General features: G+C 45.0%; 26 protein-coding genes. 4 read left to right on the plus strand and 22 right to left on the minus strand.

Going from position 1 to position 24,217, the window contains the following annotated elements; all coding sequences use genetic code 11:
• Positions 1-23 precede the first annotated feature (23 nt).
• The 11 genes from Ga0451573_RS06235 to Ga0451573_RS06280 all read right to left on the minus strand — a co-directional run bounded on the left by Ga0451573_RS06235 (position 24) and on the right by Ga0451573_RS06280 (position 6,547).
• Positions 24-338, minus strand: a complete 315-nt coding sequence (locus Ga0451573_RS06235) for a hypothetical protein (RefSeq protein ID WP_231683023.1) — start codon at positions 336-338, stop codon at positions 24-26.
• Between the two features lie 2 nt (positions 339-340).
• Positions 341-1,417, minus strand: coding sequence for a metallophosphoesterase family protein (locus Ga0451573_RS06240; RefSeq protein ID WP_231683024.1), 1,077 nt, complete (start codon positions 1,415-1,417; stop codon positions 341-343).
• Positions 1,414-2,055, minus strand: a complete 642-nt coding sequence (locus tag Ga0451573_RS06245; RefSeq protein ID WP_231683025.1) for a hypothetical protein — start codon at positions 2,053-2,055, stop codon at positions 1,414-1,416. The genes Ga0451573_RS06240 and Ga0451573_RS06245 overlap by 4 nt, the downstream gene beginning before the upstream one ends.
• Positions 2,036-2,224: a hypothetical protein gene (locus Ga0451573_RS06250; RefSeq protein ID WP_231683026.1), complete on the minus strand. Its 189-nt coding sequence runs from the start codon at positions 2,222-2,224 to the stop codon at positions 2,036-2,038. The genes Ga0451573_RS06245 and Ga0451573_RS06250 overlap by 20 nt, the downstream gene beginning before the upstream one ends.
• Positions 2,224-2,505: a hypothetical protein gene (locus tag Ga0451573_RS06255; RefSeq protein ID WP_231683027.1), complete on the minus strand. Its 282-nt coding sequence runs from the start codon at positions 2,503-2,505 to the stop codon at positions 2,224-2,226. The genes Ga0451573_RS06250 and Ga0451573_RS06255 overlap by 1 nt, the downstream gene beginning before the upstream one ends.
• 1 nt (position 2,506) lies before the next feature.
• The gene (locus Ga0451573_RS06260; protein WP_231683028.1) at positions 2,507-4,099 is read right to left on the minus strand and encodes a hypothetical protein; all 1,593 of its coding nucleotides are present in this window, start codon (positions 4,097-4,099) and stop codon (positions 2,507-2,509) included.
• 210 nt (positions 4,100-4,309) lie between these two features.
• Positions 4,310-5,113 carry a hypothetical protein gene (locus Ga0451573_RS06265; RefSeq protein WP_231683029.1) on the minus strand — a complete coding sequence of 268 codons (804 nt, stop codon included), beginning with the start codon at positions 5,111-5,113 and terminating at the stop codon, positions 4,310-4,312.
• Between the two features lie 47 nt (positions 5,114-5,160).
• Positions 5,161-5,598, minus strand: coding sequence for a hypothetical protein (locus Ga0451573_RS06270; RefSeq protein WP_231683030.1), 438 nt, complete (start codon positions 5,596-5,598; stop codon positions 5,161-5,163).
• A 27-nt stretch (positions 5,599-5,625) separates the two neighbouring features.
• Positions 5,626-5,898 (minus strand): hypothetical protein, encoded by a 273-nt coding sequence (locus Ga0451573_RS06275; RefSeq protein ID WP_231683031.1) that lies wholly within the window; start codon positions 5,896-5,898, stop codon positions 5,626-5,628.
• Positions 5,899-5,984: 86 nt separating this feature from the next.
• Entirely contained in the window at positions 5,985-6,119 is a 135-nt protein-coding gene (locus Ga0451573_RS19725) for a hypothetical protein (RefSeq protein ID WP_269438135.1), read from the minus strand.
• Positions 6,120-6,232: 113 nt separating this feature from the next.
• Positions 6,233-6,547, minus strand: coding sequence for a helix-turn-helix domain-containing protein (locus tag Ga0451573_RS06280; RefSeq protein ID WP_231683032.1), 315 nt, complete (start codon positions 6,545-6,547; stop codon positions 6,233-6,235).
• A gap of 268 nt (positions 6,548-6,815) precedes the next feature.
• Here Ga0451573_RS06280 and Ga0451573_RS06285 point away from each other — a divergent pair, with 268 nt between their 5' ends.
• Entirely contained in the window at positions 6,816-7,328 is a 513-nt protein-coding gene (locus Ga0451573_RS06285) for a helix-turn-helix domain-containing protein (protein ID WP_231683033.1), read from the plus strand.
• A gap of 415 nt (positions 7,329-7,743) precedes the next feature.
• The gene (locus Ga0451573_RS06290) at positions 7,744-9,225 is read left to right on the plus strand and encodes a recombinase family protein (RefSeq protein ID WP_231683034.1); all 1,482 of its coding nucleotides are present in this window, start codon (positions 7,744-7,746) and stop codon (positions 9,223-9,225) included.
• 101 nt (positions 9,226-9,326) lie between these two features.
• On the opposite strand, the gene Ga0451573_RS20015 is transcribed toward Ga0451573_RS06290, so the two are convergent.
• From Ga0451573_RS20015 to ftsE, 3 genes are read right to left on the minus strand one after another with little or no spacing between them, the layout of a single operon-like run.
• A complete protein-coding gene (locus tag Ga0451573_RS20015; protein ID WP_231683035.1) occupies positions 9,327-10,469 on the minus strand; it encodes a murein hydrolase activator EnvC family protein in 1,143 nt (380 codons plus the stop codon).
• Positions 10,470-10,486: 17 nt separating this feature from the next.
• Positions 10,487-11,380 carry a permease-like cell division protein FtsX gene (gene ftsX, locus Ga0451573_RS06300; RefSeq protein ID WP_231683036.1) on the minus strand — a complete coding sequence of 298 codons (894 nt, stop codon included), beginning with the start codon at positions 11,378-11,380 and terminating at the stop codon, positions 10,487-10,489.
• Complete coding sequence (ftsE, locus tag Ga0451573_RS06305; RefSeq protein WP_231683037.1) at positions 11,370-12,056, minus strand: cell division ATP-binding protein FtsE; 687 nt, start codon at positions 12,054-12,056, stop codon at positions 11,370-11,372. The genes ftsX and ftsE overlap by 11 nt, the downstream gene beginning before the upstream one ends.
• Before the next feature lie 469 nt (positions 12,057-12,525).
• On the opposite strand from ftsE, the gene Ga0451573_RS06310 reads away from it, so the two are divergent.
• Complete coding sequence (locus Ga0451573_RS06310; protein WP_231683038.1) at positions 12,526-12,927, plus strand: hypothetical protein; 402 nt, start codon at positions 12,526-12,528, stop codon at positions 12,925-12,927.
• Positions 12,875-14,182, plus strand: a complete 1,308-nt coding sequence (locus tag Ga0451573_RS06315; protein WP_231683039.1) for an HD domain-containing protein — start codon at positions 12,875-12,877, stop codon at positions 14,180-14,182. The genes Ga0451573_RS06310 and Ga0451573_RS06315 overlap by 53 nt, the downstream gene beginning before the upstream one ends.
• Before the next feature lie 87 nt (positions 14,183-14,269).
• Here the strand turns inward: Ga0451573_RS06315 and Ga0451573_RS06320 are convergent, their stop codons facing one another.
• The 8 genes from Ga0451573_RS06320 to secA form a co-directional block, all read right to left on the minus strand.
• Positions 14,270-15,214, minus strand: coding sequence for a transketolase family protein (locus tag Ga0451573_RS06320; protein WP_231683040.1), 945 nt, complete (start codon positions 15,212-15,214; stop codon positions 14,270-14,272).
• Positions 15,207-16,040, minus strand: a complete 834-nt coding sequence (locus Ga0451573_RS06325; protein WP_231683041.1) for a transketolase — start codon at positions 16,038-16,040, stop codon at positions 15,207-15,209. The genes Ga0451573_RS06320 and Ga0451573_RS06325 overlap by 8 nt, the downstream gene beginning before the upstream one ends.
• Before the next feature lie 34 nt (positions 16,041-16,074).
• The gene (locus Ga0451573_RS06330) at positions 16,075-16,917 is read right to left on the minus strand and encodes a YitT family protein (RefSeq protein WP_231683042.1); all 843 of its coding nucleotides are present in this window, start codon (positions 16,915-16,917) and stop codon (positions 16,075-16,077) included.
• A gap of 67 nt (positions 16,918-16,984) precedes the next feature.
• Positions 16,985-18,089, minus strand: a protein-coding gene (gene prfB / locus Ga0451573_RS06335; RefSeq protein ID WP_435052284.1) for a peptide chain release factor 2 whose coding sequence is annotated in 2 segments (ribosomal slippage) — positions 16,985-18,031 and positions 18,033-18,089 — 1,104 coding nt in all. Because the reading frame shifts where the segments join, the coding sequence is not laid out codon by codon here.
• A gap of 83 nt (positions 18,090-18,172) precedes the next feature.
• Entirely contained in the window at positions 18,173-19,348 is a 1,176-nt protein-coding gene (locus Ga0451573_RS06340) for a phosphohydrolase (protein WP_231683044.1), read from the minus strand.
• A 162-nt stretch (positions 19,349-19,510) separates the two neighbouring features.
• Positions 19,511-20,275 carry an OmpA/MotB family protein gene (locus Ga0451573_RS06345; RefSeq protein ID WP_231683045.1) on the minus strand — a complete coding sequence of 255 codons (765 nt, stop codon included), beginning with the start codon at positions 20,273-20,275 and terminating at the stop codon, positions 19,511-19,513.
• A gap of 10 nt (positions 20,276-20,285) precedes the next feature.
• A complete protein-coding gene (locus tag Ga0451573_RS06350) occupies positions 20,286-21,062 on the minus strand; it encodes a flagellar motor protein (protein WP_231683046.1) in 777 nt (258 codons plus the stop codon).
• A 420-nt stretch (positions 21,063-21,482) separates the two neighbouring features.
• A complete protein-coding gene (gene secA, locus Ga0451573_RS06355; RefSeq protein ID WP_231683047.1) occupies positions 21,483-24,098 on the minus strand; it encodes a preprotein translocase subunit SecA in 2,616 nt (871 codons plus the stop codon).
• Positions 24,099-24,217: the final 119 nt, after the last annotated feature.

Here is a 24,217-nt window from a genome sequence, read left to right on the forward strand (position 1 = left end):
CCTTACTCAGCTACCTTTCTTTGTTACCAAAAACTCCATTCTCTTCTTGTGATTTCGCACCACAAATCATCTAACTTCTTATTGTAAGGGTCATTGAGATTTTCAGGGATAAAACTTTCAACAGCTTTTTGATACTTTTCTGGTTCCATGATAAAGACAATGATTTCATCTGCTGTTTTGCCATCTTTTGACTTTAAGTCATAGCAACCACCATGGTCTATATCCGTATCCCGAAAAGGCTCCATTAAAGCATTTAACACCTCTTTGGTTAGGATACCGGCATCATGTAGGGCAACAACTTGTTGCTCCATAATTGTGTAGCCTTGATTCCACCCCATCCTTACCCAGCCACCTTTCTTTGTTCACGCCCCAGATATTCCCGCGCTTTGCCGATCCTCCGCATAACATCATCAACCAAGTGCTTCGGCACCTGCTTCATGTCAGCAATGTTCCGGATAATCTCCTGAGCAGTGAGAAACTTCATTTCCCCTTCCTGGTTGAGCAGAGATAAAAACTTCTTCATGTTTTCTTCCCGCTCAGTCTGCTTCACAATATGCTCCCGGCTGAGAACCTCGCTGCCCGGTTTGGCACATTTCAGCGGTACCAGTGTGGCTGTAGCAGTATCCTCGGTGAACTCCAGCACCGTGACCTGCACCGGCCTGACCATGTCTTCCGGCGTGGCATCCACCCGGGCCAGTGCGCCGGGGTTGGAGAAAATACTGCCAACTTCCCTTGGTCCCTGGGCACTGATACAATTGTATATAACTTTATTGTTAATGCTTTCTTTTCCGGCTATCCCATACCCATTATGCAAGTGCCCGGTCAGCACCACATGAGCATTTGTTTTGCAGTTTTTTATCAGCGTATGCGGTCCGTATATCGGCTCCGGTGTTAGTGAACCGTGGACGGCATGAACAATCCAATCATTGTTGTTTTGGGGTTCAGGAGCCATATAATCTTCCCCAGTAGTATCAATATCCGGGTGATATCCCTGCCCTGTGAGATGGATTTGCTTAGCTTTACTTCCAACCCAGAACCTAACAGGTTCACGGCCCAACACCTTCAGCACTTTTACTCTGTCCAACAGTCCCAGTTTGGTCCTGTAGACAGTTTCAAGATTGTGCACAAATTCGTCATGGTTGCCAGGTACAACATAAATCGGTACAGGTGATTCCATCAATACTTCCGCAAAGTCCCCTGCAACGGAATCTGACATGTCTGGCATGTCGGATAAATCCCCGCTGTGAACGATAATAACTTCATGCTCAAATTTGTTCCGTTCAAGGATATTTTTAGCCATCTGAAACACTTCCCGGAACTTTTCCCGCATGGCTGCCGGGAAATCGTCTATCCGGCCCTTGGGGTTGTTTCCCCGGTACTGGCTGTCGGTCATATGGATGATGAAGAATTTAATCATAACCTCACCGCCTCCGATATCCCATCATGCTTCCTGATCTCATAGGCCACATCAGCAATGTCGGCAACTGCCGCCTGGTGTGTGATATTGAACACTTGTCTGCCGGTTTTCTCCGCGTACTGCTCAATAAAATAGGCAAAGTTTTTGATATGCTTCACATCAACATGTTTGCCGGATTCGTCGAAAAACACCTGTCCTTCTGCCCGGAACATTTCCAGCATAGCCGACCGGAGAGCAAGGCTGACCACATCTGCAGCTCCCCCACCATCTTCTTCCGGTGGATGCTCAATATCATGCTCACCGGACTTATCAGTTATCAGCCAATAAGCTGCCGGGGTGCCCTGTGCATAGTCCGTGATTTTGACCTTGAAGCCGACATGCTCTTCCTCTGTGAACACCGTCTGCAGGCCCGCAGTGGTTACCTGTTCGATATGTGCTACCGTCTGCCTGCGGGCATATTCCGAGGCCTCAGATAGCAGCAACTTTTCTGCTTCCCAATTGGTAATATCATCCTTTGCCTGATTGAGTTCGTTTTCCGTTTCGCGAAGTTGATCCAGGAGCAGTTCCCTGGCCCCGAACTGGCGGGTATAATCGGCTTGCATTGTTGTAAGGATGGATTCAACTTGTTGAAGGTTCATTTAATTCACCTTCCCCGCTGTAGAGTTCTTCATTCCCCTGAACGGTTTCAGCGACATCTGCAATTTTCTCCAAAGCATCTGCAATACGTTCCCATACGCAACCCTTGGCACTGTTAAAATTACAGTGGTCACCGTCACATATTGAATTACATCTCATGCCTCCATCCATTACACCATCACGCCCCTATACTGTTCCGGGATCAGGGTCTCAACTTCTGCCAGGTCTTTTTCAATCTCGGTTCCAAGTTCGGCAAGCACAGTCTCAATTTCAGCCGGCTCAACATGAAGGGCCCGAATTTCTTCGTCATTTTTCCTGAGTTGTTCTTCGTATGTCTCCTTGTTGGTCTGAGCCTTAACCCGCTCCTCTTTGCCCTTCTCAATAGCAGTCTTCAGACTGTTAATTTTAGCAGTAACATCAAAACGAGTGACTTCCATTTTGGGAATTGCCATATTAAATAACCTCCTTTATTCTTTCAGGCACCACGATACAACCGCATGTTGGACAGGTGCCTGACCGTTTTAAAGTTTCAACGTATTCCTTCTGATCTCGGTCAATTTCTTTAGTGATGTTAATAATGGTTTTGTGTGTTCGGTCAACATCTTCAAAACCCAAAGTACGCTTTACTGATAAAACGTATAACTGTTTCTTTTTTGCAAATTTCTCAATAACTTTTGTCAAAAGCTGTTCCGCTGCCAACAGGTTAGCAGTATCATCCAATACCTTGTCAGCCTGCCACACTTCGCCGCCGTAATTGTCCCTGTTCCCGGCCAGCACATAAAGCTTTTCCCGCTTGGACTTGGCCTCCATAACCTTGTTGAGCAGCTCTTCTGCCTTGGCCAACTTCTCGGTCCTTTTCATCGTGTCAATCGCTAAAGCCAGGTTTCCGCAGACATTACTCCTTTGGGCAGCCAGTGCTTCAATTTTGCGTTTTCTTTCAAGTTTTGCGGTAAAATCAATCAGTTTTTTGTCAGCAGCCGGAATGTTTTCTGTATTAGCAATGGTCATTTTTGCAATAAGAATGTTATCTTTTGCATCATTTCGTGCATTTTTTAGCTGGTTTAATGTAGAAAACCGTGCTTTTTTGTTTTCAACCAGCTGCAACAACTCACCGGCCCTGGCAATATTCCGGGTGTCCTTGAGCGCCTCTTCTGCCCGAATGATATTGAACACCAATTCATTCTTCCGGGTACAGAGCCCGGTAAGAGCCGCCTTGCGGTTATTCTTTTCAATTAGGGCCATTAGCTGCGCCTGGGCATCTTCAACGAACTTGGTGCCGATGAACCGTTCTTCCTCAGCCCGGATTTTAATGAGCAGACATTCTCTCTGTGTTGCTAATTCCATGAGCCTGTTGCGAAACTCAGTAAACTTTTTGACCTTTTCCCTTATCAATCCGATAGCTTTGATTTTTTTCTCCAAATCCTCCAGGTGATCATACTCCTTTAGGTCTTCCTGTTTTTCTTTGATGCCCTCAGTAAGCCGTTTTTCATCCTGTTTCCGGCGGTGTATATCAACACCCAACCCCTTACTAGCATAATCCAACTCTTCTGTACCAGCCAGCTTCCCAAGGATCTTCGCTCTGGCAGGTGCGGTAGTAACCTTTGTACCCAAAAAAGGGCCGTCTAACTGTTCTGCCAGGTTAATGTTCAGCGGTTCTAGCCCACCAATCGTAATGGGTTTGATGCCGGTTATTTCCTGCACTTCCATCGGCACCATTCCAGCCCTGCCTTCATCATAATCTGCTGACTTTCCATCCGGGACTGCCACTGTATACCGACTTATCCCGCCACGGGTCCGGCGATAACTTACGACATACCCATCATCATATTTGACACTGATCTTACATTCGCTGGCCCCTGTGCGTATAAAGTCAGACCCATCAGGGATGTTGTAAAACAGCTTCCTGAGAGCCCGGAAGATGTTTGATTTTCCGCAGCGGCTTTGACCTGTTAACACTGTCACCTTCCCGGTTGGAGCCGGATGCAGGACCGTTTTCTTGTGCGTAGTATGATTAATAATTGTGATTTCAATTATTTGTCGCAACATAAACCCTCCTTTCTTATGGCAGGGACAGGCAACACTCTTCGCTCCGCTTGCCCGCCCCTGCCAAGACTTAACTAATTTTGATTTTGCTTATTTTCAAGCATTTACGGCAGGTAATCTTATGTGTATTTCCCCTGGCTGGTGGATTAATATTGACGTTTCCGCTTTTACAGTATTGACAAACAACCTGACCCGACATCACCAACACCTGCCTTAATATGGTTCGCCATCATCAACAATGGTTTGCTGTGCTTCTGCTCCTGCGCTTCCGGCATCCCCTGTCTCATAATCTTCATCGGTAACGTCTTCCTTAGACCACGCGTCTTTGAATTGATTGCGAACCTTGTTCAGTTCAAGAATCTGCAGCGGCGGCACCTTTGTTCCGCTTTTGCACTTTACAACACTAATATCATAACCGTTGATCTGTGCCGGGATCAGGGCCAAAATAACCTCTGCCATCAGGTCGGGAATCCCTTGGGTAATCCTTGCGCTCCAAAAGTTATCCCAAGTCTTTAATGATGTCGGTGGCAGACTGACCATTATCGGCACAAACTGTCCACTGGGGATAATGAATGCCCGCCGCATTTCCTTACAGGCTTTGCCTTTGCTGTCCCGTTCCGAAGTAGCAGCAGAGCCCCACTGATTCTGCGGGCAGGTTACGCATGGCCTACTGTTCTTATCCCTGTCGGTCCCCGTAATACCGTCAATAGAACTGCAGATAGGCACTTTGTTGGAATCATCGGACCGGTCCCAATATCCTCGAGTGATCTGCTTGAACACCGCAACACCTTTCAGCTCTTCATGCGGGTTTCCTAACGGATCAGTGAAGGTTTGGTTATCCTTGTTGATCTTGAACCGCTGTGGCTTGAAATTAAACCCCTGCTTGCTGTCTTCGTATGTTTCCTGCATGACAGCAGCCAGTTCCGCTTTTTGCTCTTCAGTAAGGCTGCTGGTATCCATTCCCGCCAGCATCATACCAACTTGGCTGTTATCAACCGTAGCTAACTGAGTTGACATGTTCATTCCTCCTTTAATTGCTTATTATTTATGAGCTACCGGCAACACTAAGCCAGCAAGCTGAGTTTTGATGCCATCATACCTCCGACCGTGCTGTGTGCTTTAAACTCATCTTCCAGCATCTTCAGGTCAAACTGCGCTGAATTATAAGCCTCTTCTGCCTCGTTAAATTGTTTGAGGGCGGCCTGGTATTCAGGATCAGACATTTTTATCTGTGCCAAAGCCGCATCCCTGGATTCCTTATTGCTGAACGCTGGCTTATTTGTGTTGGGGTTAATCTCGGCAGCAATCATGGCCATTAGGACACCTTCAGCGGCCAGCAGGTTTGATTTTGTCGCTTTAAACATCTGAGACAGGGCAGTGATATTTTCCTGCTGTTCCCGGATTCTCCGGGGATAATCCAAGATTTTGGATATCATCGGGTCAATACCGGCTTCCTTAAGCAATTCTCTTTTAGCCTGTTTAATGGCTTCCTGTAAATCCATAAATCGTTACCTCCCTTTAATTTTGTTTTACGAAGCTTTTTTGTAAGCTCTGCGGTCAAGCATTTGCCCAATTGGGCAGCGCGAACATCTAAGCTGAAGTAGCCTGGTAAATTGTGATGTGCGACCCATAGGGGTGTCGTGCAGTCTAGTTAATACTTCTACTGGAATTTCAAGAGAGCCTTTCTCATATTTGCACTGTGTACTTGGCGTGACATTGGCCATGGCCGCTGCCTTTTTCTGGTCAAAGATACTGCGTTCTCTTGCCAACCTATATAATTCGTGTTCTTTCACCGCTTCCACGTTTGACACCCCCTTTCAATTTCTTTTTTGGAAATTTTTGTAGATTTCTTTTGAATAATCAGTTATTATTTGTTTGCGAGTCAGAATTATCTGATATTCCCCGATGCTCTAAAATACTTGGTCCATTGTTTTGCTTTTGCCTTTTGCAGTCTCCGGTTTTCGAGATTTTCGCACCACTCAGATACAAATTTACGAATTGACTGCAACAGCTTTTTGAACATTGCCTATACTCACCTCCTTCGAGCATGTCTCGGCTTCACAGATGATTTCGTTTAATATCCGAATCCCTTGTGCATACAGTGTTTCATTTAACTTATAGGGCCTATAAACAACCTTATATGTTTCCTGTTTCATTGTCGGGATCACCGTCCCCAGCCTTTTTTAAGGCAAGATATTCTTCTTCGGCTTCCTTGAGCAGCTCCCACAATGGCTTATTTAGTGCAACTGCTAATCTGGCCATAGTTTTAAGTGATGGGTTATAAGCACCTCTTTCAACTTCGGTCAAATATGTTTCGCTTATTTCGGCCTTTTCGGTTAACTCTTTAATCTTGATATCTTGAAGCAGCCGATGCCTTCTAATGACTTTACCCAGTGAAATTCGGATCTCATCTGAAAACTCATACAAAAAACATTTTTTCATTTTATCCATTAACGTGAATCACCCCCTGAAGATAATTTAAAACTCACTAATCTTGAACATTAACCAACCAAACACGGTGCTTTGCACATTATTTTTGTGCAACCTGAGCTAAAAAATAAGCAAGTATTTTCTATATAATAAAACTATTTTAGAGCATTGTCAAGTATTTTTCTGTTTTTGCACACTATTTTTGAGTTTATTTATTTTTACATTATTTGCTATTTAGAAAAACATTCTGCTTTGATATAATAAGCAAAGAAAGGAGGGATAATGAAAAATGCGACAACAAAAGAAATCTTTGATAATAAAGATTAAAAGCCTCCGAGAATCAAAAGGATTGTCCCAGAGAGATTTGAGTGCTAGGATTATTGAAATTTTTGGTAAAGAAAACGGCGTATCAAGTTCTTATATAGGGATGATTGAGTCTGGTCAAATAAATCCTTCCTTAAAGTCGTTGCAAAAGATTGCAAAAGCTCTTGGGGTAGAATCATCTTACCTTCTTCATGAGCCAGGCGATGGTGAAACTGTTGAATTTGAAATATATAGAGATAATTATTCACTCAAAGAAAAAGAGTTCCTTGCCCGCGAAGAGGTCAAGCCTTTAATAACTTTGGCCGCTAACTTAACAGCCAAAGGCATAACAGTGGATCAAATAAAAAAATCACTCCAGTTGGTTATTAAATTAACCAACGAATTAGAACCAGAACCAGAGAACAAGCTAGAACCAGAACCGGAAAACGAACCAGAACCAGAGAACAAGCTAGAACCCGATAATACAGAAAAAAATTAGAACCCCGAAAGGGGTTCTAATAACATGTACTTTTTAGAAGTTTCGCTTCTTTTGGGACAAACAATACAGGTATATCGTTTTTATAGTAGAGAGTGTTTAGTATTAACAGCTTATTGGTTTCTATCCTTTTTATTTCCGGCTCCATTTTTTGAAAAACAACCTTTCTTGTCACAAACAACACTCTCCCTTTTTGTTAAGTTCAAACATTCGTTCGGTTAATATAATTTTAACCCACAAAAGACCTTCTGCCAACCCCCTACCTCTCTACATATTATTGTGTATTTCTACAAATGATTACCGTTATCGATGTAATAATTTTCTAACAATTTGGACCCAAATACAGGATTCAGGGTTTGAAATACGGGATTGCAGGGTTGAAACACTTATTATTAAAGAGTATTAAGGAGCAAAAACTATGACTAATTTCGACATTCAGAGAGTAATAATTTATCCAAGAAAATCACGGGAAGACGTTGAACGGGAAAAAGAAACCGGTGAAGATTGCCTGGCCGCCATGACAGAAATGCTATGCAATACCTGCAAAAAGCGCAGTATCCAGTACACAGAAAATGATATTATGCCTGAAATTGGTTCTGCGGACACAATTGATGACCGCCCGGTATTCAAAGAAATACTGGAAACATATATTCCGTCAGGCAGTTACCAGGGTATTGTTGTCCGTGAGATATCCCGCCTGGGCCGGGGCAATTTTACAGATGCCGGCAGAATATATGATGCGCTTATAGCCTATAACTTCTATGTAATTACCCCACATAAAATATACGATCCTTCCAATCTTGCGGACAAAAGACAGATCCGGATGGAATTATTTATTGCCAGAGAAGAGTATGAAAACATCAAAGAACGTCTATGGGAATATCGTGACGCAAAAGCCAAAAAAGGATTTTCCGGTTGCCGGTCTAATACTCTTGGACTTAATTCAAACCGCGGGAAGTGGAGTATAATTCCGGAAGAAGTCAAGATAGTGTTAGACGTTTTTCAGATGCGGGCAAAAAACATATCATTCCCGGAAATTGCTGATGTTTTAAATTCCCGCGGAGTAAAGACTAAATATGGTGGGAAGTTTTATGCGGGCACTATATATAAAATTGTTACCAACAAAAGGTATATCGGTATCCATACTTGGAAGGGTGTTGAATACCCCGCTAAACATCCGCCGATCGTTCCTATGGATCTGTGGAACAAGGTCCATCAGGAGATTCAACCTCAAAACACACATGCAATTAGCAGCCCGAGAGACAATGATTACCTTGTTGAGTTATATTGCCATGAGTGTGGCAGCCGCATGTATGGATGGAAACAGAAACGAAAAAATAGCGAATATATAATATACGATTGCTCTGGACGCAGAAATGGCAGTGAATGTACTCATTTAAAACCTGGCAACAAGATTCACAAAACGGTCCTGGAAGAGCTGAAAAAAATAATATTAAACCCGAAGATACTGATGTCAATAATATCTGAAAGCGACAAATCGAAGTCTACTAACTTAATGCGTATTGCCCAGCAGATTAAGGACCGTGAAAAATTGCTTTCTCAAAAAGAGAAGTTCCTTCTAAGACTGGATGCTGATTACGAAAGGGAAGATTCCCCGTTGCTTCCCGAAATATACAACCGCAGATACTCTGAAACAATGACCGTGATTAACAATCTAAAAAACGAAATATTAAAACTAAAAAGGGAAGCAACGGGGTTAAATGTTAAAGTAGAATCGATTGATTTTGTCCTGAAAAACCTTCAACTTGCTATAGATAATTGGGACAAGCTGAACAATAAAAGGAAGAAGGTTTTAATAAAATCCTTCTTCCCCAGGATTGAAATTTCCAGAAACGGAACTATGTATTTTGATAAAAATGTTCCGACATCCCTTGAATAACAAGGTTTTATGGGCTTATTGCAAAACGTATGTAATCCTTTTACTACAATAATATTAGAAAAAAAACAACAGCTGAGATTTTTTCAGAATTAATAATTGTCCTATAGATAGCTGTGCGGGCTGACCGGCGAACCATTTTTCCTGACTGTAAAGTGAAGGTGCGGGCCCGTACTCCACCCGGTGCTGCCAACTTTGCCGACTGTTTCTCCCTTGGCGACTTCCTGACCGTCAGATACCGACTGGGACGAAAGGTGGGCATACATAGTAGTTATTCCTGCCCCATGGTCAACTATAACCACTTTGCCATAAGCGTTCTGCCAGCCGGCATAAATAACCGTACCACTGTCTGCAGCCTTTACCGCTGTTCCGGAAGGGGCCGGGATATCAATCCCGTCGTGGAACCTGCGCTCCTTCAGTATGGGATGCATCCTCCAGCCATACTCAGAACTTATCCTCGAATATCCCGGTAAAGGCCAGATAAGCTGCCCGGTACCCTTGGCCTTTGAATTTGCCGACTTCCGCCTGATTAACTCGTCCAGCGCCTTAGACTCTTTTTCCATTTCATTCAGGGCATCTTTTAATGCTTCCTGGGTGGACTTAATTTCATCAAGCTTTTCTTCCCGGTCGCCCTTAATTGACTCCAGGCTTGACTGCTGAGTCGATTTCCTGGTTTCCAGAGCCCTGACTTCACTTAATTTCATCTCAAGGTCAGCTTTTTTATTGGAAATATCACGACGTTCAGCCTGAATGTTATTTACCAGTTCGGTATCCTGTTTGACTATCCGGCTTAAAAACTCGAACCTGGTAACAAAATCGGAGAAACTATTGGCGCTAATCAGCACTTCCAGGTAACTCACCTGTCCATTCATGTATATATCCTTAACCCTTACATTAAGAACCGCAGTGCGTTCCCCCAGCCTCTCTTCGGCATCCTTTAAATCAACCCTCACCTTGTCAACCTGTGCACTGACCTTTTTGATTTTTGAGCGCAGCACATCAAGGTCGTTTTCTACCTGGTCAATAGACTTGTCCAGATTGGACAGTTCCTGCAGTACGGCCTTTTCCTTTTTCTTCTCAGTACTAATCTGTCTCTGGGTTTGGGTCATTTCCTGCTGCTTCCGTCTTTGCTCATTAATCAGGTTATCCAGCTCACCGGCAAAGGACGGGATGATAGAAGCCGCAAGCAGGATGCAGGAAGTTATAATGGCCGCAAAAATCCGGCCTTTTTTTGATATTTGATCCACTGGTTTCCCTCCTTCACCTAAATCCTTAAGAACCTGCGCATTGAGATGCCACTCCCCACAGCTCCTATAAACATACCCGCTCCCAGCATGGAACCGCCCAGTACCAGCATGAAGTGCGGGTCTGTCTGCAGCCCGAAAACGGCATAATTGAAATTGCTCTGGATGTAATCAGTGAAAGAAACATAACTAATACCGACTACAAGGACTGCCAGCAACGCTCCGGTAAAACCAAGCGCCATACCTTCCATCAGGAAGGGCCACCTGATAAACCAGTTGGTAGCGCCAAGGACTTTCATTATCTCAATCTCTTTTCTCCTATTGAACACAGTCAATCTGATGGTTGTGGCAATCAAAAAAACAGCTGCCAGGCCCAGCAGAACTATAATCGTAATCCCTACTATACGAACCCACTTAATGACTGCAAAAAGCTTTTCCACAAAGTCTTTGCCATAATCAACCTTTTGCACCTGTTTAAGAGCCTGAAGACCTTCGGCCACCTTGCCCACATCTTCAGGTGCAATGGTATTTATGACAAACAGGTGAGGCAGGGGATTCTTACCGCCAAGGGCATCTACCATGTTCTGCTGGGCCCCTAGTTCTTGCCTGAATTCCCTTAGGGCTTGGTCCTTGCTTTTGAACTCTGCCTTGGCGATCCCGGGCAGCTTATTTATCTCTTCCTTCAGCGCCCGGGCCTCAGCTTCAGCCACATTATCCTTCAGATAGGCAATTATCTCCACATTAGATTCCAGCCTGGTTGCCAGGTAGTTAGCATTCATCACAGTTATCAGAGATGCCCCGAATATAATCAGGGATACGGCAACCGTGCCAATGGAGGCCAAGCCCATCCAATTATTGCGGTACAGGGATTTGCAGGCTTCACGGACGAAGTAGCCAAAAGTCCTAATCCTCATACCCGTATCCACCTCGTTCCTCATCCCTGGCAATCTTACCTTTTTCCAGGGCAACAACCCTTTTTCTCATTGAGTCCACAATTTCTTTGGCATGTGTGGCCATAATGATGGTTGTCCCACATTTATTTATTTCCTGGAGCAGGGTTACGATCTCCCACGAGGTGTCAGGGTCGAGGTTCCCGGTAGGTTCATCGGCTATAACCAACGGCGGGTTATTTACAATAGCCCGGGCAATAGCCACCCTCTGCTGTTCTCCGCCTGACAGCTCAGATGGCATTACATTAGCCTTATCGGCAAGCCGGACCAGCGCCAGCGCCTCCGGCACTGCTTTCCTGATTTCCTTCCGGGATGCCTCTATCACTTCAAGGGCAAACGCAACATTCTCAGCTACTGTTTTGCTTTGCAGCAGCCGGAAGTCCTGAAATATTACCCCGATTGACCTCCTGATATAGGGTATTTCACGCTGCTTATAACGGGAAATATTTTTCCTGTTAAAGAGAATTTGGCCCCGTGATGGCTGCTCCTCCCGAAAGATTAACTTTGTCATTGTTGACTTACCGGCACCGCTGGGGCCTACCAGAAATACAAATTCACCCTTTTCTATTCTCAGTGTTATATCTGTCAAAGCTTTGGTCCCATTCGGGTAGACCTTGGAGACATTAATCATATTTATCATTTAAGAATTAACACCCCTAACAATATTGTTTCGACTCAGTGGTACATCTGTTGGGCTGTAAAATAAGCCTGTCTCATCGACTCTCAAATATAGTTAATTTTTTCGACATTATATCTTAAATTCCTCTTTTAAAGTTTAGAATTAACAGGATTTTCTAAGGGGGGTGGCGAGATGTTGTACCGATTTTCCGCACCTCACCACTTGGCAATGTCATTGCCGGAGTATAGGACTGTCACGGTATCATTCCACAAAACTTGTAAGAAATAAATGAATTTAAAAACATTTGGAAAAATATACATAATAATGCAGGAAATAAAAAAAGTATGTCAAAAGAATTATTAAAAAGACACATTTTATTAATATTCGACCCCAAAAGAATTTTTTCATTAAATTATTATAATCTTTGAAAGGAGGTATTTTTCACACAATAGCAAATCAATATCTTAATATTTACTTTTGGAGGGGTACGATGCTTAACTCAGATAGGATAGATTTAAAGCCTTTGGTATTGGGTTGTATTGCTTGGAACTCAGAATCAAACATCGAAGAGCAACGACTTTATTATAAACTTAAAACCATCGTTGAGAAGCTAAACAGTCACGGAATTGACGTTGAATTGGAAGATTATAGTGATCAAATTGAAATGTTACTTAGTTTCTGGATTAGTCAGAATTACATAGAGAAGAACAATAATTATATTTGCATAATAGAATCAAAGAAACAATATTTTAACAAGGAATTTGTCTTACAGAGATTGTTTGACAGAAGGTCGATTATTGCCAAAAAAGTAGCGTCAACTTTTAGTGAGGTTTTCGATAATGAAGACGAAGATTTTTCGAGACCCGGTCCATGGATATGTACAAATAAATGAGAATGATTTGAAATTCATCGACACTCTTGCTTTTCAAAGATTAAGGAGGATACGCCAATCAGGCTGTCATACAGTGTATCCTAGTGCAAATCATACTAGATTTGAACATTCAATTGGTGTAATGCATTTAGGAATGAGAGTATTCCAAACGGTTGTTAACAAACTACCACCTGACCAGCAAGAGATTATCAGACCTTTAGAAAATACAGTTCGGTATGCTTGTTTGTTACATGATGTGGGACATACTCCACTATCTCATACCGGAGAAATTGTTTTTGATAAAAATAATTTACGTGATGAATTGCATAACAAAATAGGAAAAATTAACCTGGTTAACGGGGCTCAACACGAATACTTAAGTTGCTTAGTTGCATTACATATTTTCAACCAGGAACTTGAGGAATTTGGATGTGATAAAGAACTGTTTTGTCGTATGATAACTGGTAATTTATACCCAAACACAGTCGACAACAAAGTAAAAAACGGTATTATAGAGATTTTGAATTCGTCGATAGATGTAGACAAATTGGATTACTTCTGTAGAGATTCGTTCTCTTCGGGTACAGGAAACACCTTAGTTTCAATTGATACTGATAGATTAATACGAGCCTATAATATAGTTAGTGGTAAACTGTGCTTTGATTCATCTGCACTAAGTGTTGTTGCCAATTTTGTTTATGCAAGAAATACTCTGTATATGTGGGTATATAACCATCACGTTACAGTTTATACAGACCATCTCTTACAAAAATTCTTGTCAACATTAGACCCACCAACGAAGCAAAAGTATTTTTCAATAGAAGCTATAAGGGATAACTTAGTTGATGACCATGATATTTACCAACTGTTTAAAGAATTAAAAGATAGCAGTCCTATAAATAATTCACTTTATCAACAACTTTTTGGTAGAGCACACTATAAAGCTCCTTGGAAAAACCAATTCCAATTGAAAGAGCTATTTTCTCAAGCAGATGCCCAATTAGGACAATTTATTAATACAGACCCCAGCAACATAGAAAGCGATTTAAAAGAGAAACTGCAGTTAGACGAAGGCAACATTTTTGCAGTTAAAGCGGAGTACAAGTTTAAAAGCCCAAAAGTGTACCTCAATTTATCGGGAATAACAAAAGATTTTGCATCAATTTTCCATAAAGATATCTATTTTACTTTACTTGATACGGTTCCAATGGTATATGTTCATCCTGAAGTAGACCTTGAGACAGTTAGGACAGCTGTAAAACAGTTATACATTTAGAAAGCTGAAAAGGGGTAGATATGTTCCGGAAGAATATATCTACCCCTTACACGCTTTTGTATTAAGTAACCGGACTGTCCCTTTACTTTATCCTTTTTTCCTGCCCATGACCTTTTTAGCTGCAGCAGCAATATCCCCAGCCATCAGCCCGTATTTCTGCAGCAGCTCGGACGGTGGGCCGGATTCGCCAAAGGTGTCCCTGACACCCACCATTTCCTGGGGAACCGGTTCGGACTGTACCAGGACCTCGGCCACTGCGCTGCCAAGACCTCCAATGATGTTGTGCTCTTCCGCAGTTACCACAGCCCCGGTTTCCCGCGCTGCCTTTAGAATCACATCCCTGTCAATAGGTTTGATTGTATGCATATTAATGACCCGGACACTGATATTTTCCCCGGCCAGCGCCTCAGCGGCCTCTACTGCCTGACCTACCATTAAACCACAGGCGATGACGGTAACATCACTGCCCTCCCTAAGAGTGACAGCTTTTCCTACCTCAAAACGGTAGTTTTCATCAAACACCGCCGGAAGGCCCAGCCTGCCCAGTCTCAGATAAACAGGCCCCTTTATTTCCACTGCTGCCTCTACCGCCTTTTCTGTCTCCACAGCATCTGCGGGTACGATTACTGTCATATTGGGCAGTGTCCGCATCAGGGAAATATCCTCAATCGACTGGTGTGAAGCCCCATCTTCACCTACACTGATTCCCGCATGAGTGGCGGCAATCTTAACATTCAGCTTCGGATAGGCTATGGAATTACGAATCTGCTCAAAAGCCCTTCCGGTGGCAAATACCGCGAAAGAACTGGCAAAAGGTATTTTCCCTGCGGCAGCCAATCCGGCGGCTGTCCCCAGCATGTTTTGCTCGGCAACTCCCATATCAAAAAAACGTTCCGGGAATACTGCGGCAAAATCCGCTGTCTTGGTCGATTTAGAAAGGTCGGCATCAAGGACTACTATGTTATTGTTCACTGCTCCCAACCGGGCCAAGGTTTTCCCATAAGCTTCACGTGTTGCTATTTTTTTACTCACCGGCTTCCCCTCCCAACTCGGCCAGGGCCTGGCATATCTGCTCACCATTCGGGGCGCTGCCGTGCCAGCCTGCCTGATTTTCCATGAATGAGACTCCTTTTCCCTTAACAGTGTTGGCCACAATCATAACAGGTTTCCCCTTAATCTCCCTGGCTCTGGCCAAAGCATCGGTAATTTCCTTCATATTATGGCCATCTATCTCCTCAACATGCCATCCAAAGGCACGCCACTTGTCTGCCACAGGTTCCGGTGACATTACTTCGGTGACAGGACCGTCAATCTGCAGTCCATTATGGTCCAGGAAGGCAACCAGATTGTCAAGCTTATAATGGGCTGCCGCCATAGCAGCCTCCCAGACCTGACCCTCCTGGATTTCCCCATCACCAAGAACCACATAAACACGGTAATCACGCTTGTCCAATTTACCGGCGATAGCCATCCCATTAGCCACCGAAAGCCCCTGGCCAAGGGACCCTGTTGACATCTCAATCCCTGGCAGGTGTTTCATACTGGGGTGTCCCTGCAGCCTGCTGCCGGTTTTCCTCAGGGTCATCAGTTCATCCACCGGAAAAAACCCTTTTTCAGCCAGGGCAGCATATAAAACAGGCGCAGCATGCCCCTTACTGAGTACAAACCGATCCCTTCCCGGCCAATCCGGCTTCTGCGGGTCAGTCTTCATCTCATTAAAAAATAGAGCCGCAACAATATCGGCAGCGGAAAGTGAACCTCCGGGATGCCCTGACCCGGCTTCCCCCAGCATCCTTACGATATCCTGCCGCATTTTACAAGCCTTGGCCTCCAAATCCTGCAGTACAGAACTATCCATTTTTTTGTCACTCCTTCTCGGTTTTGTGATTATTTCACACTCTTCTCTTAAAGCCCTCTCCCAAGACTTCATGAACATCTGTCAGGATAACAAAAGCCTTTGGGTCGATACTATGTACCAGTTTTTTCAATATAGAGATTTCAGCCCTGGTAACAACAGAAAACACAACATCCCGGTCGGTCCCGGTATACATTCCTGTACCCTTTAAGGTAGTGACCCCCCGATCCATCTGGCTCAGGATAGCTTCAGATATCTCCCGGGGCCTGTCGGAAATAATCAGCGCTGCCTTGGCATAGCCAAAGCCCTCCTGGACCATATCAATTACCCTTGACGTGAGAAATATTGTGAGCAGGGCATAAAGGGCCAGTTCCGCACTCTTGAAGGTGATTCCAGCTGCAGCTATAACAGCGGCATCAATCATGAAGAGAACAACACCGACACTCATTTTCATGTAATTATTTACAATGGCGGCAGCAAGGTCAGTGCCCCCTGTTGTACCCCCGTTGCGGAAAACAATACCGATTCCGATACCGGTTACAATACCTCCATATATGGATGCAAGCAGCGGGTCCCTGGTGGGAACAGGCAGAATCGGCGCCAGGAGGTCCACCGCCAGGGAAATGGTCACCGTCCCGAATAAGGACCTGATACCAAAGCCCACCCCCAGCTTCCTTATTCCGATAAGGAAAAGGGGCACGTTTATGATGAGCATGGTCATGCCCACCGGAAAACGTGCCGCATAATAAACAATAGTGGCAATCCCGCTTACCCCGCCGGCAGCAATCTTATTAGGCACAAGAAACATATCCAGGCCTATTGCAGTAAGTAAAACACCAATTAATATGAAAAAATATTCGCGTATTAGCCTTCGTTTCAAGGAAGCCAACTCCCTTAGCATGCTACTAGTATAATCCCTCGGGAGCGCCTGTTCTAATCACAATGTTTTACCGGTGTTTAGCCTGTGACTGCAGGTAAGCAGAGATAAACGGGGAGATATTTCCATTCATTACCGCATCCACATTACCAATCTCGACTCCCGTCCGGTGGTCTTTCACCAGGGTATAGGGTTGAAAAATGTATGATCTGATCTGACTTCCCCAGGCAATATCCTGCTGTTCTCCGCGGAGTGCGCTGATCTCCTGCTCCTTCTGTTTTAGCTGCAGATCCAGGAGTTTCGCCTGAAGAAATTTCATGGCCTTCAGGCGGTTTGCATGTTGGGAGCGCTCATTCTGGCACTGGACAACAATTCCTGAGGGCAGGTGTGTTATCCTTACCGCGGAATCGGTTTTATTGACATGCTGCCCGCCGGCCCCGCCGGAACGGTAAGTATCAACCTTCAAATCCCCCGGGTCAATAACAACCAGGTTATCGTCCTCAACCTCAGGAAGCACATCAACTGAGGCAAAGGAAGTATGCCTTCTTCCTGAGGCGTCAAAAGGCGATATCCTTACCAAACGGTGCACTCCTTTTTCAGTCTTGAGGTAACCGTAAACATTTTCACCGGTAATAAGCAGTGAAGCGCTCTTGACACCGGCTTCGTCCCCAGGCAGGAAGTCCAGGGTTTCGACACCATAGTCCCTTTCATCAGCCCACCTGGTATACATACGCAGCAGCATTTCCACCCAGTCCTGGGCCTCAGTGCCCCCTGCTCCGGCATGTAGTGAAATAACAGCATTAGCCCGGTCGTACGGACCGCTTAATAACAGTACCAGTTCAATACCACTGAGGATGGCTTCAAGCTCTTCCATGTCCCTGGATACTTCCTTTTCCAGGGATTCATCCCCCTCTTCCATGCCCAGCTGCCAGAGAAGATTAACATCTTCATACATTCGGGACACTTGGTTATAATCATTTATCCTGCTTTGCAGGCGGTTAATCTCCTGCATCGCTTTTTGGGCCGCTTCCGGTTCATCCCAGAAACCGTCCTCAGCGGAGCGTGATTCCAATTCTGCCGCCTTTTTTAATTTGTTATCAAAGTCAAAGAGAAACCCTCAGATCTTCAATACGCCTTCCGAGCATTTCCAGTTCCTTTTTTAAGTCTGCCAGCACACGTATACCCCCAAATCCTTTTTATAGCTGTTATATTTCTCAGCCTATATAATTATACTTTCCCCTGAAATTTTTGTCAAAATTTAATATCCTTTTTGTGAATTTGCCATATCCCTGGCTATATGGAAGTTTCCCTCTATCGTGCCCCCGGTTCCAAAACCATAACGGACATCAAAGCCGGTCCGGCCCTTTATAGCGGCCTTAATCCTGGTAACCATTTTTTTAATGATGCTGTCTTCCAGCACCTTTGTAATCACAGCATATTCATCCCCGCCTACCAGGCTGACCATATCTTTTTCCCGGTAAAAATCCTGTACCCGGATAACAGAACGGATAGTATGCAGCACCTCTTTTTTCATAGACTGCACCTTGTATTCACTGTTATTGACCACAAAAGACCCAAAACTTCTGATATCCAGCAGAATTACTGTCTCCCTGCCATTCAGGCTGTTTCCCAGCAGGGAAATACGCGGGTCGGAAGTATCGGTCACCCCTATCACCAAGTCTTTTACCAGTTCATCTTCCATCTTTTCCGGTTCACCATTAAGGCAAACCCGCCCTTCAAACTTTCTTTCAATAGCACATAGCTGATCAATAACTGCAACTGCCTGTGAGAGTATGCTGCCGCTTACAGCATACTGCCCCGGTTTATAATGAAGAATGTCTTCATAAATCACCCCTGGCAGGAAAAGACCTCTTGCCATCAGTCTAAGTGTCTCCGGCAAAATTTTAACATGATGATGCAGTACAATAGCTTCCAGAATATCATCCTTCAGGTTATACGTCTCCCCAATCAGCAAGCCGCGTTCAATATGGTCATGCAGCGGGGCGCTGAACTCCACCCAGGAGGGAATGCCATAGCGTTTCAGCCTCCTGGGCACCTTTACCGGTTTCATCTTCCGGTCGCCAAAGCCCCTGTCATCAACTTCTTCCCCCTTGCCGGAGTCATGGAACAAGACCGCTGTCAGGAGTTTCTCCCTGCTTATGCCAAGCTCCTGAAGACAATTTTCCCTGACCTGGAGCGCATGTTCACACATCCGGACAACATGGTGCAATTGATTCTCGCCAAGGCAGACAACATCAGCCAGTTGGAACAATTCCTGTATTTCAAATATCCTGTTAAGGACCGGTATGATGTGCGGGCTGACAAGACTGTGCATTACTTTAAGCATCAGCTCGCGGCTGCACATCGCTGAATGGCAGTCGTCTGTCCGGCCGCATTCGACTTTCTCTCCATGGCACATTAACTTAAGCTGCAACAGGCCGTCCTCCCTTCAAATGGCGTCAGTACCCCCTGTTAAGAATTCTTCCACAGTAGAAAAAGGATGCCTTTGACATTATGTCATGACATCCTGGTGTCTAAATATTCTAAGCTGTCTCTGTATGTAAACTATCCTGTCTCTAATCCCTGTTCACCATTACTATTCAACAATTATAACCTGATTATCCTTTCCGGGTTCAGCGATATTCAGCAAACTCTTCAATACTACTATGTCAACCCGGCGGTTTTTGACCCTGTTCTGTTCAGAGGTATTGGGAACTATGGGACGGAATTCGCCATAACCGGTAGCAGACAGCATTTCCGGTTTAAGACCGACCTGGGTTACCAAATACCTGACCACATTGGTAGCCCGTGCCGTTGAGAGTTCCCAGTTGGAAGGATAACGGCTGGTATTTATGGGAAGGTTGCAGGTATGTCCTTCGATGCGGATATTATTCGGCATCTTTGCCAGAACCTGGCCGACATCGCCAACTACATTCCTGGCTTCCGGGGTCAAATCAGCAGACCCAATCCGGAAGAGCAGGGCTTCCTTGAGACTAATCACCAGCCCGCGTTCTTCCTGACCCACCTCGACCTTGCCCTCAAGTCCTTTTTCCTTGATATACTTTTCCAGTTCTTTCAAGGCCCCTTCCATGCTGGCCGCCTCAGTCTTTGCGCCGGCAGCAGTCTGTCCTGTATCCACCAACATCGGACCCGGGGCCTCACCAACAAAACTACCACTCTTTTCCCCCAGCAGGGCCTCACTCATAGAAGATGACAGCTGAGCAAATTTCTTCGCATTTACATTACTAATAGTATACATCAGCACGAAAAATATCATCAAGAGGGTAATCAGGTCAGAATATGTAATGAGCCATCGTTCATGGTTGGGCGCCTTTTCCGGCTCGCCTTTGCGTCTGCCCATGCAATCACCCCTATTCCTTGGAGGCTATGTTTTCCTGACGTACTTTTGTTGCTAAGAAGGCTTTCAGTTTTTCCTTTACAATACTCGGGTTGTCACCTGCCTGGATGGAAAGGATGCCCTCAAGGGCTATCTCCATAACAAACCGCTCCTGCTTACTCTTCAGTTTTAACTTATGACCGATAGGCAGCCAGGCAACGTTTGCAAAAGCCACGCCGTAAAGTGTCGCAATAAAAGCTACTGCAATTGACGGGCCCAGGGAATCCGGATCAGCCAGGTTACTGAGGACGTGGACAAGACCCATAACGGTTCCGATAATACCCATGGTAGGTGAATAACCGCCGGCTGCTTCAAAGATCTCGGCCCCAATTTTATGTCTCTGATCGGTGAATTCTATCTGTGTCTCCAGAATATCCCTTACCAGGGCCGGGTCGGTACCATCCACCACAAGCTGTATCCCCTGCTTGAGAAAATCATCATCAATAGTGGCTGTCTCCCTTTCCAGGCTCAGCAGCCCTTCACGCCTGGCCTTTTCTGCAAAACTGCTTAAAATAGCAATAAGCTCCTGGACCTCATATCTCTTCTCAGTGAAAGTGATTTTAATCAGCTGGGGTACCTGCTTAATGTCTTCCATCGAGAAACTGGCAATAGTAGCCCCTGCAGTACCACCGAATACAATCAATGCCGCAGTCGGTTCCAACAAGGAAGTAAAATGGCCGCCCTCCAGCAAAAAGCCGCCTACGAGCATTGCAAATCCGAGTACAAGTCCTAAAATTGATGATAAATCCACGCTTGGCCCACCCTCTTAATCACATTTATTTATTATAATAATTGGCTGTTTTTTCGTCTTTTCCTGCAAAAATTATGGATAATTTGACATTTTTTTCACTTGTGCCTGACATAATCGGGGCAGCTGCCATTAGACACTGTCCTTATCATTCATTCCTGACAATATCAGGTATCGTAAAAAAGCAGGCCTGACTTTAGGTATTGGGCAAAAAAAAGAGCTCTCAGGCTGAGCTCACGTTTTATTGAATAGCTAAATTGTTATAAAATAGGGGTAGATGTGTTCCGAAACGCGGAGTCTGTCGTCCGTCCGGCCAGCGACCCGCAAAGCGGGAGCTGCTGCCGGCGGAGACGTAGCCCGCGGTAGGAATACATCTACCCCTATCCAATTACAATTCAACAATCAAAAACATATGAAGCTCTGCTAACTGCCACAGCACTTTTTGTATTTCTTCCCGCTTCCACAGGGACACGGGTCATTCCTGCCGACACGGTTTTCCACCTTCCGCGGCTGCCTGGGCCCGCTGTCCTCGTTATATCTGTTCTCAGTAACATTCTGGTGCTGGGCAACGGGTTCCTTGACAACATTTACCCTGAAGATATAGCGAACGACATCCTCCTGGATAGATGAAATCATGTTCTGGAACATCTCATATCCCTCAAACTTGTATTCCACCAAAGGATCCTTCTGCCCATACGCCCGGAGTCCGATACCCTGCCGCAGCTGGTCCATGGCATCAAGGTGGTCCATCCATTTTTCGTCAACCATGCGGAGCAAAATTACCTTTTCGATATGCCTGGCATTTTCCTCACCAAGCTCCTGTTCACGGGCATCATACGTATCCATTGACTTTTTGTACAATAGGTCTTTGACCGCATCCCTGCCCATGTCTGCCAAATCCTCAGGAGTCAGTTCATGATGGGGCAGGTACAATTCACCTGCGTGCTCAAGCAGCCCCTGAAGATCCCATTCCTCGGGGTGTACCCCCGGGTTGCAGTAGACATCCATGTCGCTGTCTATCATTGTCTCAATCATCTGGTTGATGGTTTCCCTGAGGTTTTCTTCAAGAAGCACCCGCCGGCGCTGTTCATAAATTACTTCCCGCTGCTTGTTCATTACATCATCATATTCCAAAACGTTTTTCCTGATATCGAAGTTGCGGTTCTCCACCCTCTTCTGGGCTGTCTCAATTGACCTGGTAATCAGGGAATGTTCAATCGGAATATCATCTTCCATCCCCAGTTTGCCCATCAAAGAGCTGATATTATCAGAGCCAAAAAGGCGCATCAGATCATCTTCCATCGAAATATAGAACCGGGTGGACCCGGGGTCACCCTGCCGTCCGGTACGACCGCGGAGCTGATTATCAATACGACGGCTCTCATGGCGCTCAGTACCTATAATATGCAGGCCTCCGAGAGATACAACTTTTTCGTGCTCCTGATCAGTTTCGGCTTTAATTTTATTGAAAAGTTTTTCATAGTTTTCCCGGTCAACCTGTTCGTTGTCACCCTTCTTTGCCTGTTCCTGTGCCAGGAACTCAGGGTTCCCCCCCAGGAGGATGTCAGTACCACGACCGGCCATGTTAGTGGCAATAGTAACTGCACCGAAACGACCGGCTTGGGCTACGATTTCCGCTTCCTTTTCATGATGCTTTGCATTAAGTACCTGATGCGGAATACCCCGTTTCTTCAGCGTCACACTTAATTCTTCAGATTTCTCAATGGAAATGGTACCCACCAGAACCGGCTGCCCCAGGGCATGCCGTTCCGCGATTTCGTCTACGGCAGCATCAAACTTGGCCTTCTCGGTCTTGTAGATAACATCCGGCAAATCTTTCCTTATCATTGGCCTGTTAGTAGGAATAACTACCACATCGAGCCCATAGATTTTGCGGAACTCGTCCTCTTCAGTTATAGCAGTACCTGTCATTCCTGCCAGCTTCTCATACATCCGGAAATAGTTCTGGAACGTAATGGTGGCCAGGGTCTGAGACTCCCGTTCAATTTTGACCCCCTCTTTGGCCTCAATAGCCTGGTGCAGGCCTTCACTGTAACGGCGTCCCAGCATCAGCCGCCCGGTAAACTCATCCACAATGATTACTTCACCGTCTTTAACCACATAATCCCGGTCCCTTTTCATCAGGCCATGGGCCTTGAGCGCCTGGTTCAGGTGGTGTGTGAGTTCGATATGGTCATCTTCATAGAGGTTCTGAACCCCCAGGATTTGCTCAACTGCGGTCACACCCTCCTCGGTAAGAACAACGGTGTGAGCCTTTTCATCAACAGTAAAATGTTCTTCCCTTTTCAGTCTTGGCACTACTTTTGCCATTGTGTAATAAAGGTCGGTAGCCTTGTCAGCCTGTCCTGATATAATCAGCGGGGTTCTGGCCTCATCAATCAGAATACTGTCAACCTCATCCACAATAGCATAATAGAGGTCCCTCTGGACCATGTTCTCTTTTTGAATTACCATATTATCCCTGAGGTAATCGAAACCAAACTCATTATTGGTTCCGTAAACTATATCAGAACTATAGGCCGCAATTTTTTCATCATAATCCAGCCCGTGAACAATCAGGCCAACAGATAGACCCATAAACCTGAAAATCTGCCCCATCCATTCACTGTCCCTTGTGGCCAGATAATCGTTTACCGTAACAATATGCACTCCCCGCCCGGTAAGAGCATTAAGGTACGCCGGCAGTGTGGCCACAAGGGTTTTACCTTCACCGGTCCTCATCTCAGATATTCTTCCCTGGTGAAGGACCATCCCACCTATCAGTTGGACATCAAAATGCCTCATTCCCAATACCCTTTTAGAGGCTTCCCTGACAACAGCAAATGCCTCCGGAAGAATGTCATCAATATCAGCGCCATCAGCCAGTCTGTTTCTAAACTCTCCTGTTTTCCCCTGCAGTTCAGTGTCTGTCAGCCTCTGAAGTTCCGGCTCAAGACCATTTATTTCATTAACGGTTTTCTGGAGCTTTTTGATAATCTTAGCATTATCATCAAACAGCTTCTTCACAAACCCTAGCATAAAAACACCCCTTTTTTTAAATAAACAAAAGAGACCTGTGCGGCCTCACTAAAACACAGTTATACACATTTTAGATTTTAGCACTTTTGGCAGGAGAGTTCAAGCCGCGGCGAAATGGG

This window comes from Phosphitispora fastidiosa (assembly GCF_019008365.1).
Classification (GTDB): Bacteria; Bacillota; Thermincolia; order Thermincolales; family UBA2595; genus Phosphitispora; species Phosphitispora fastidiosa.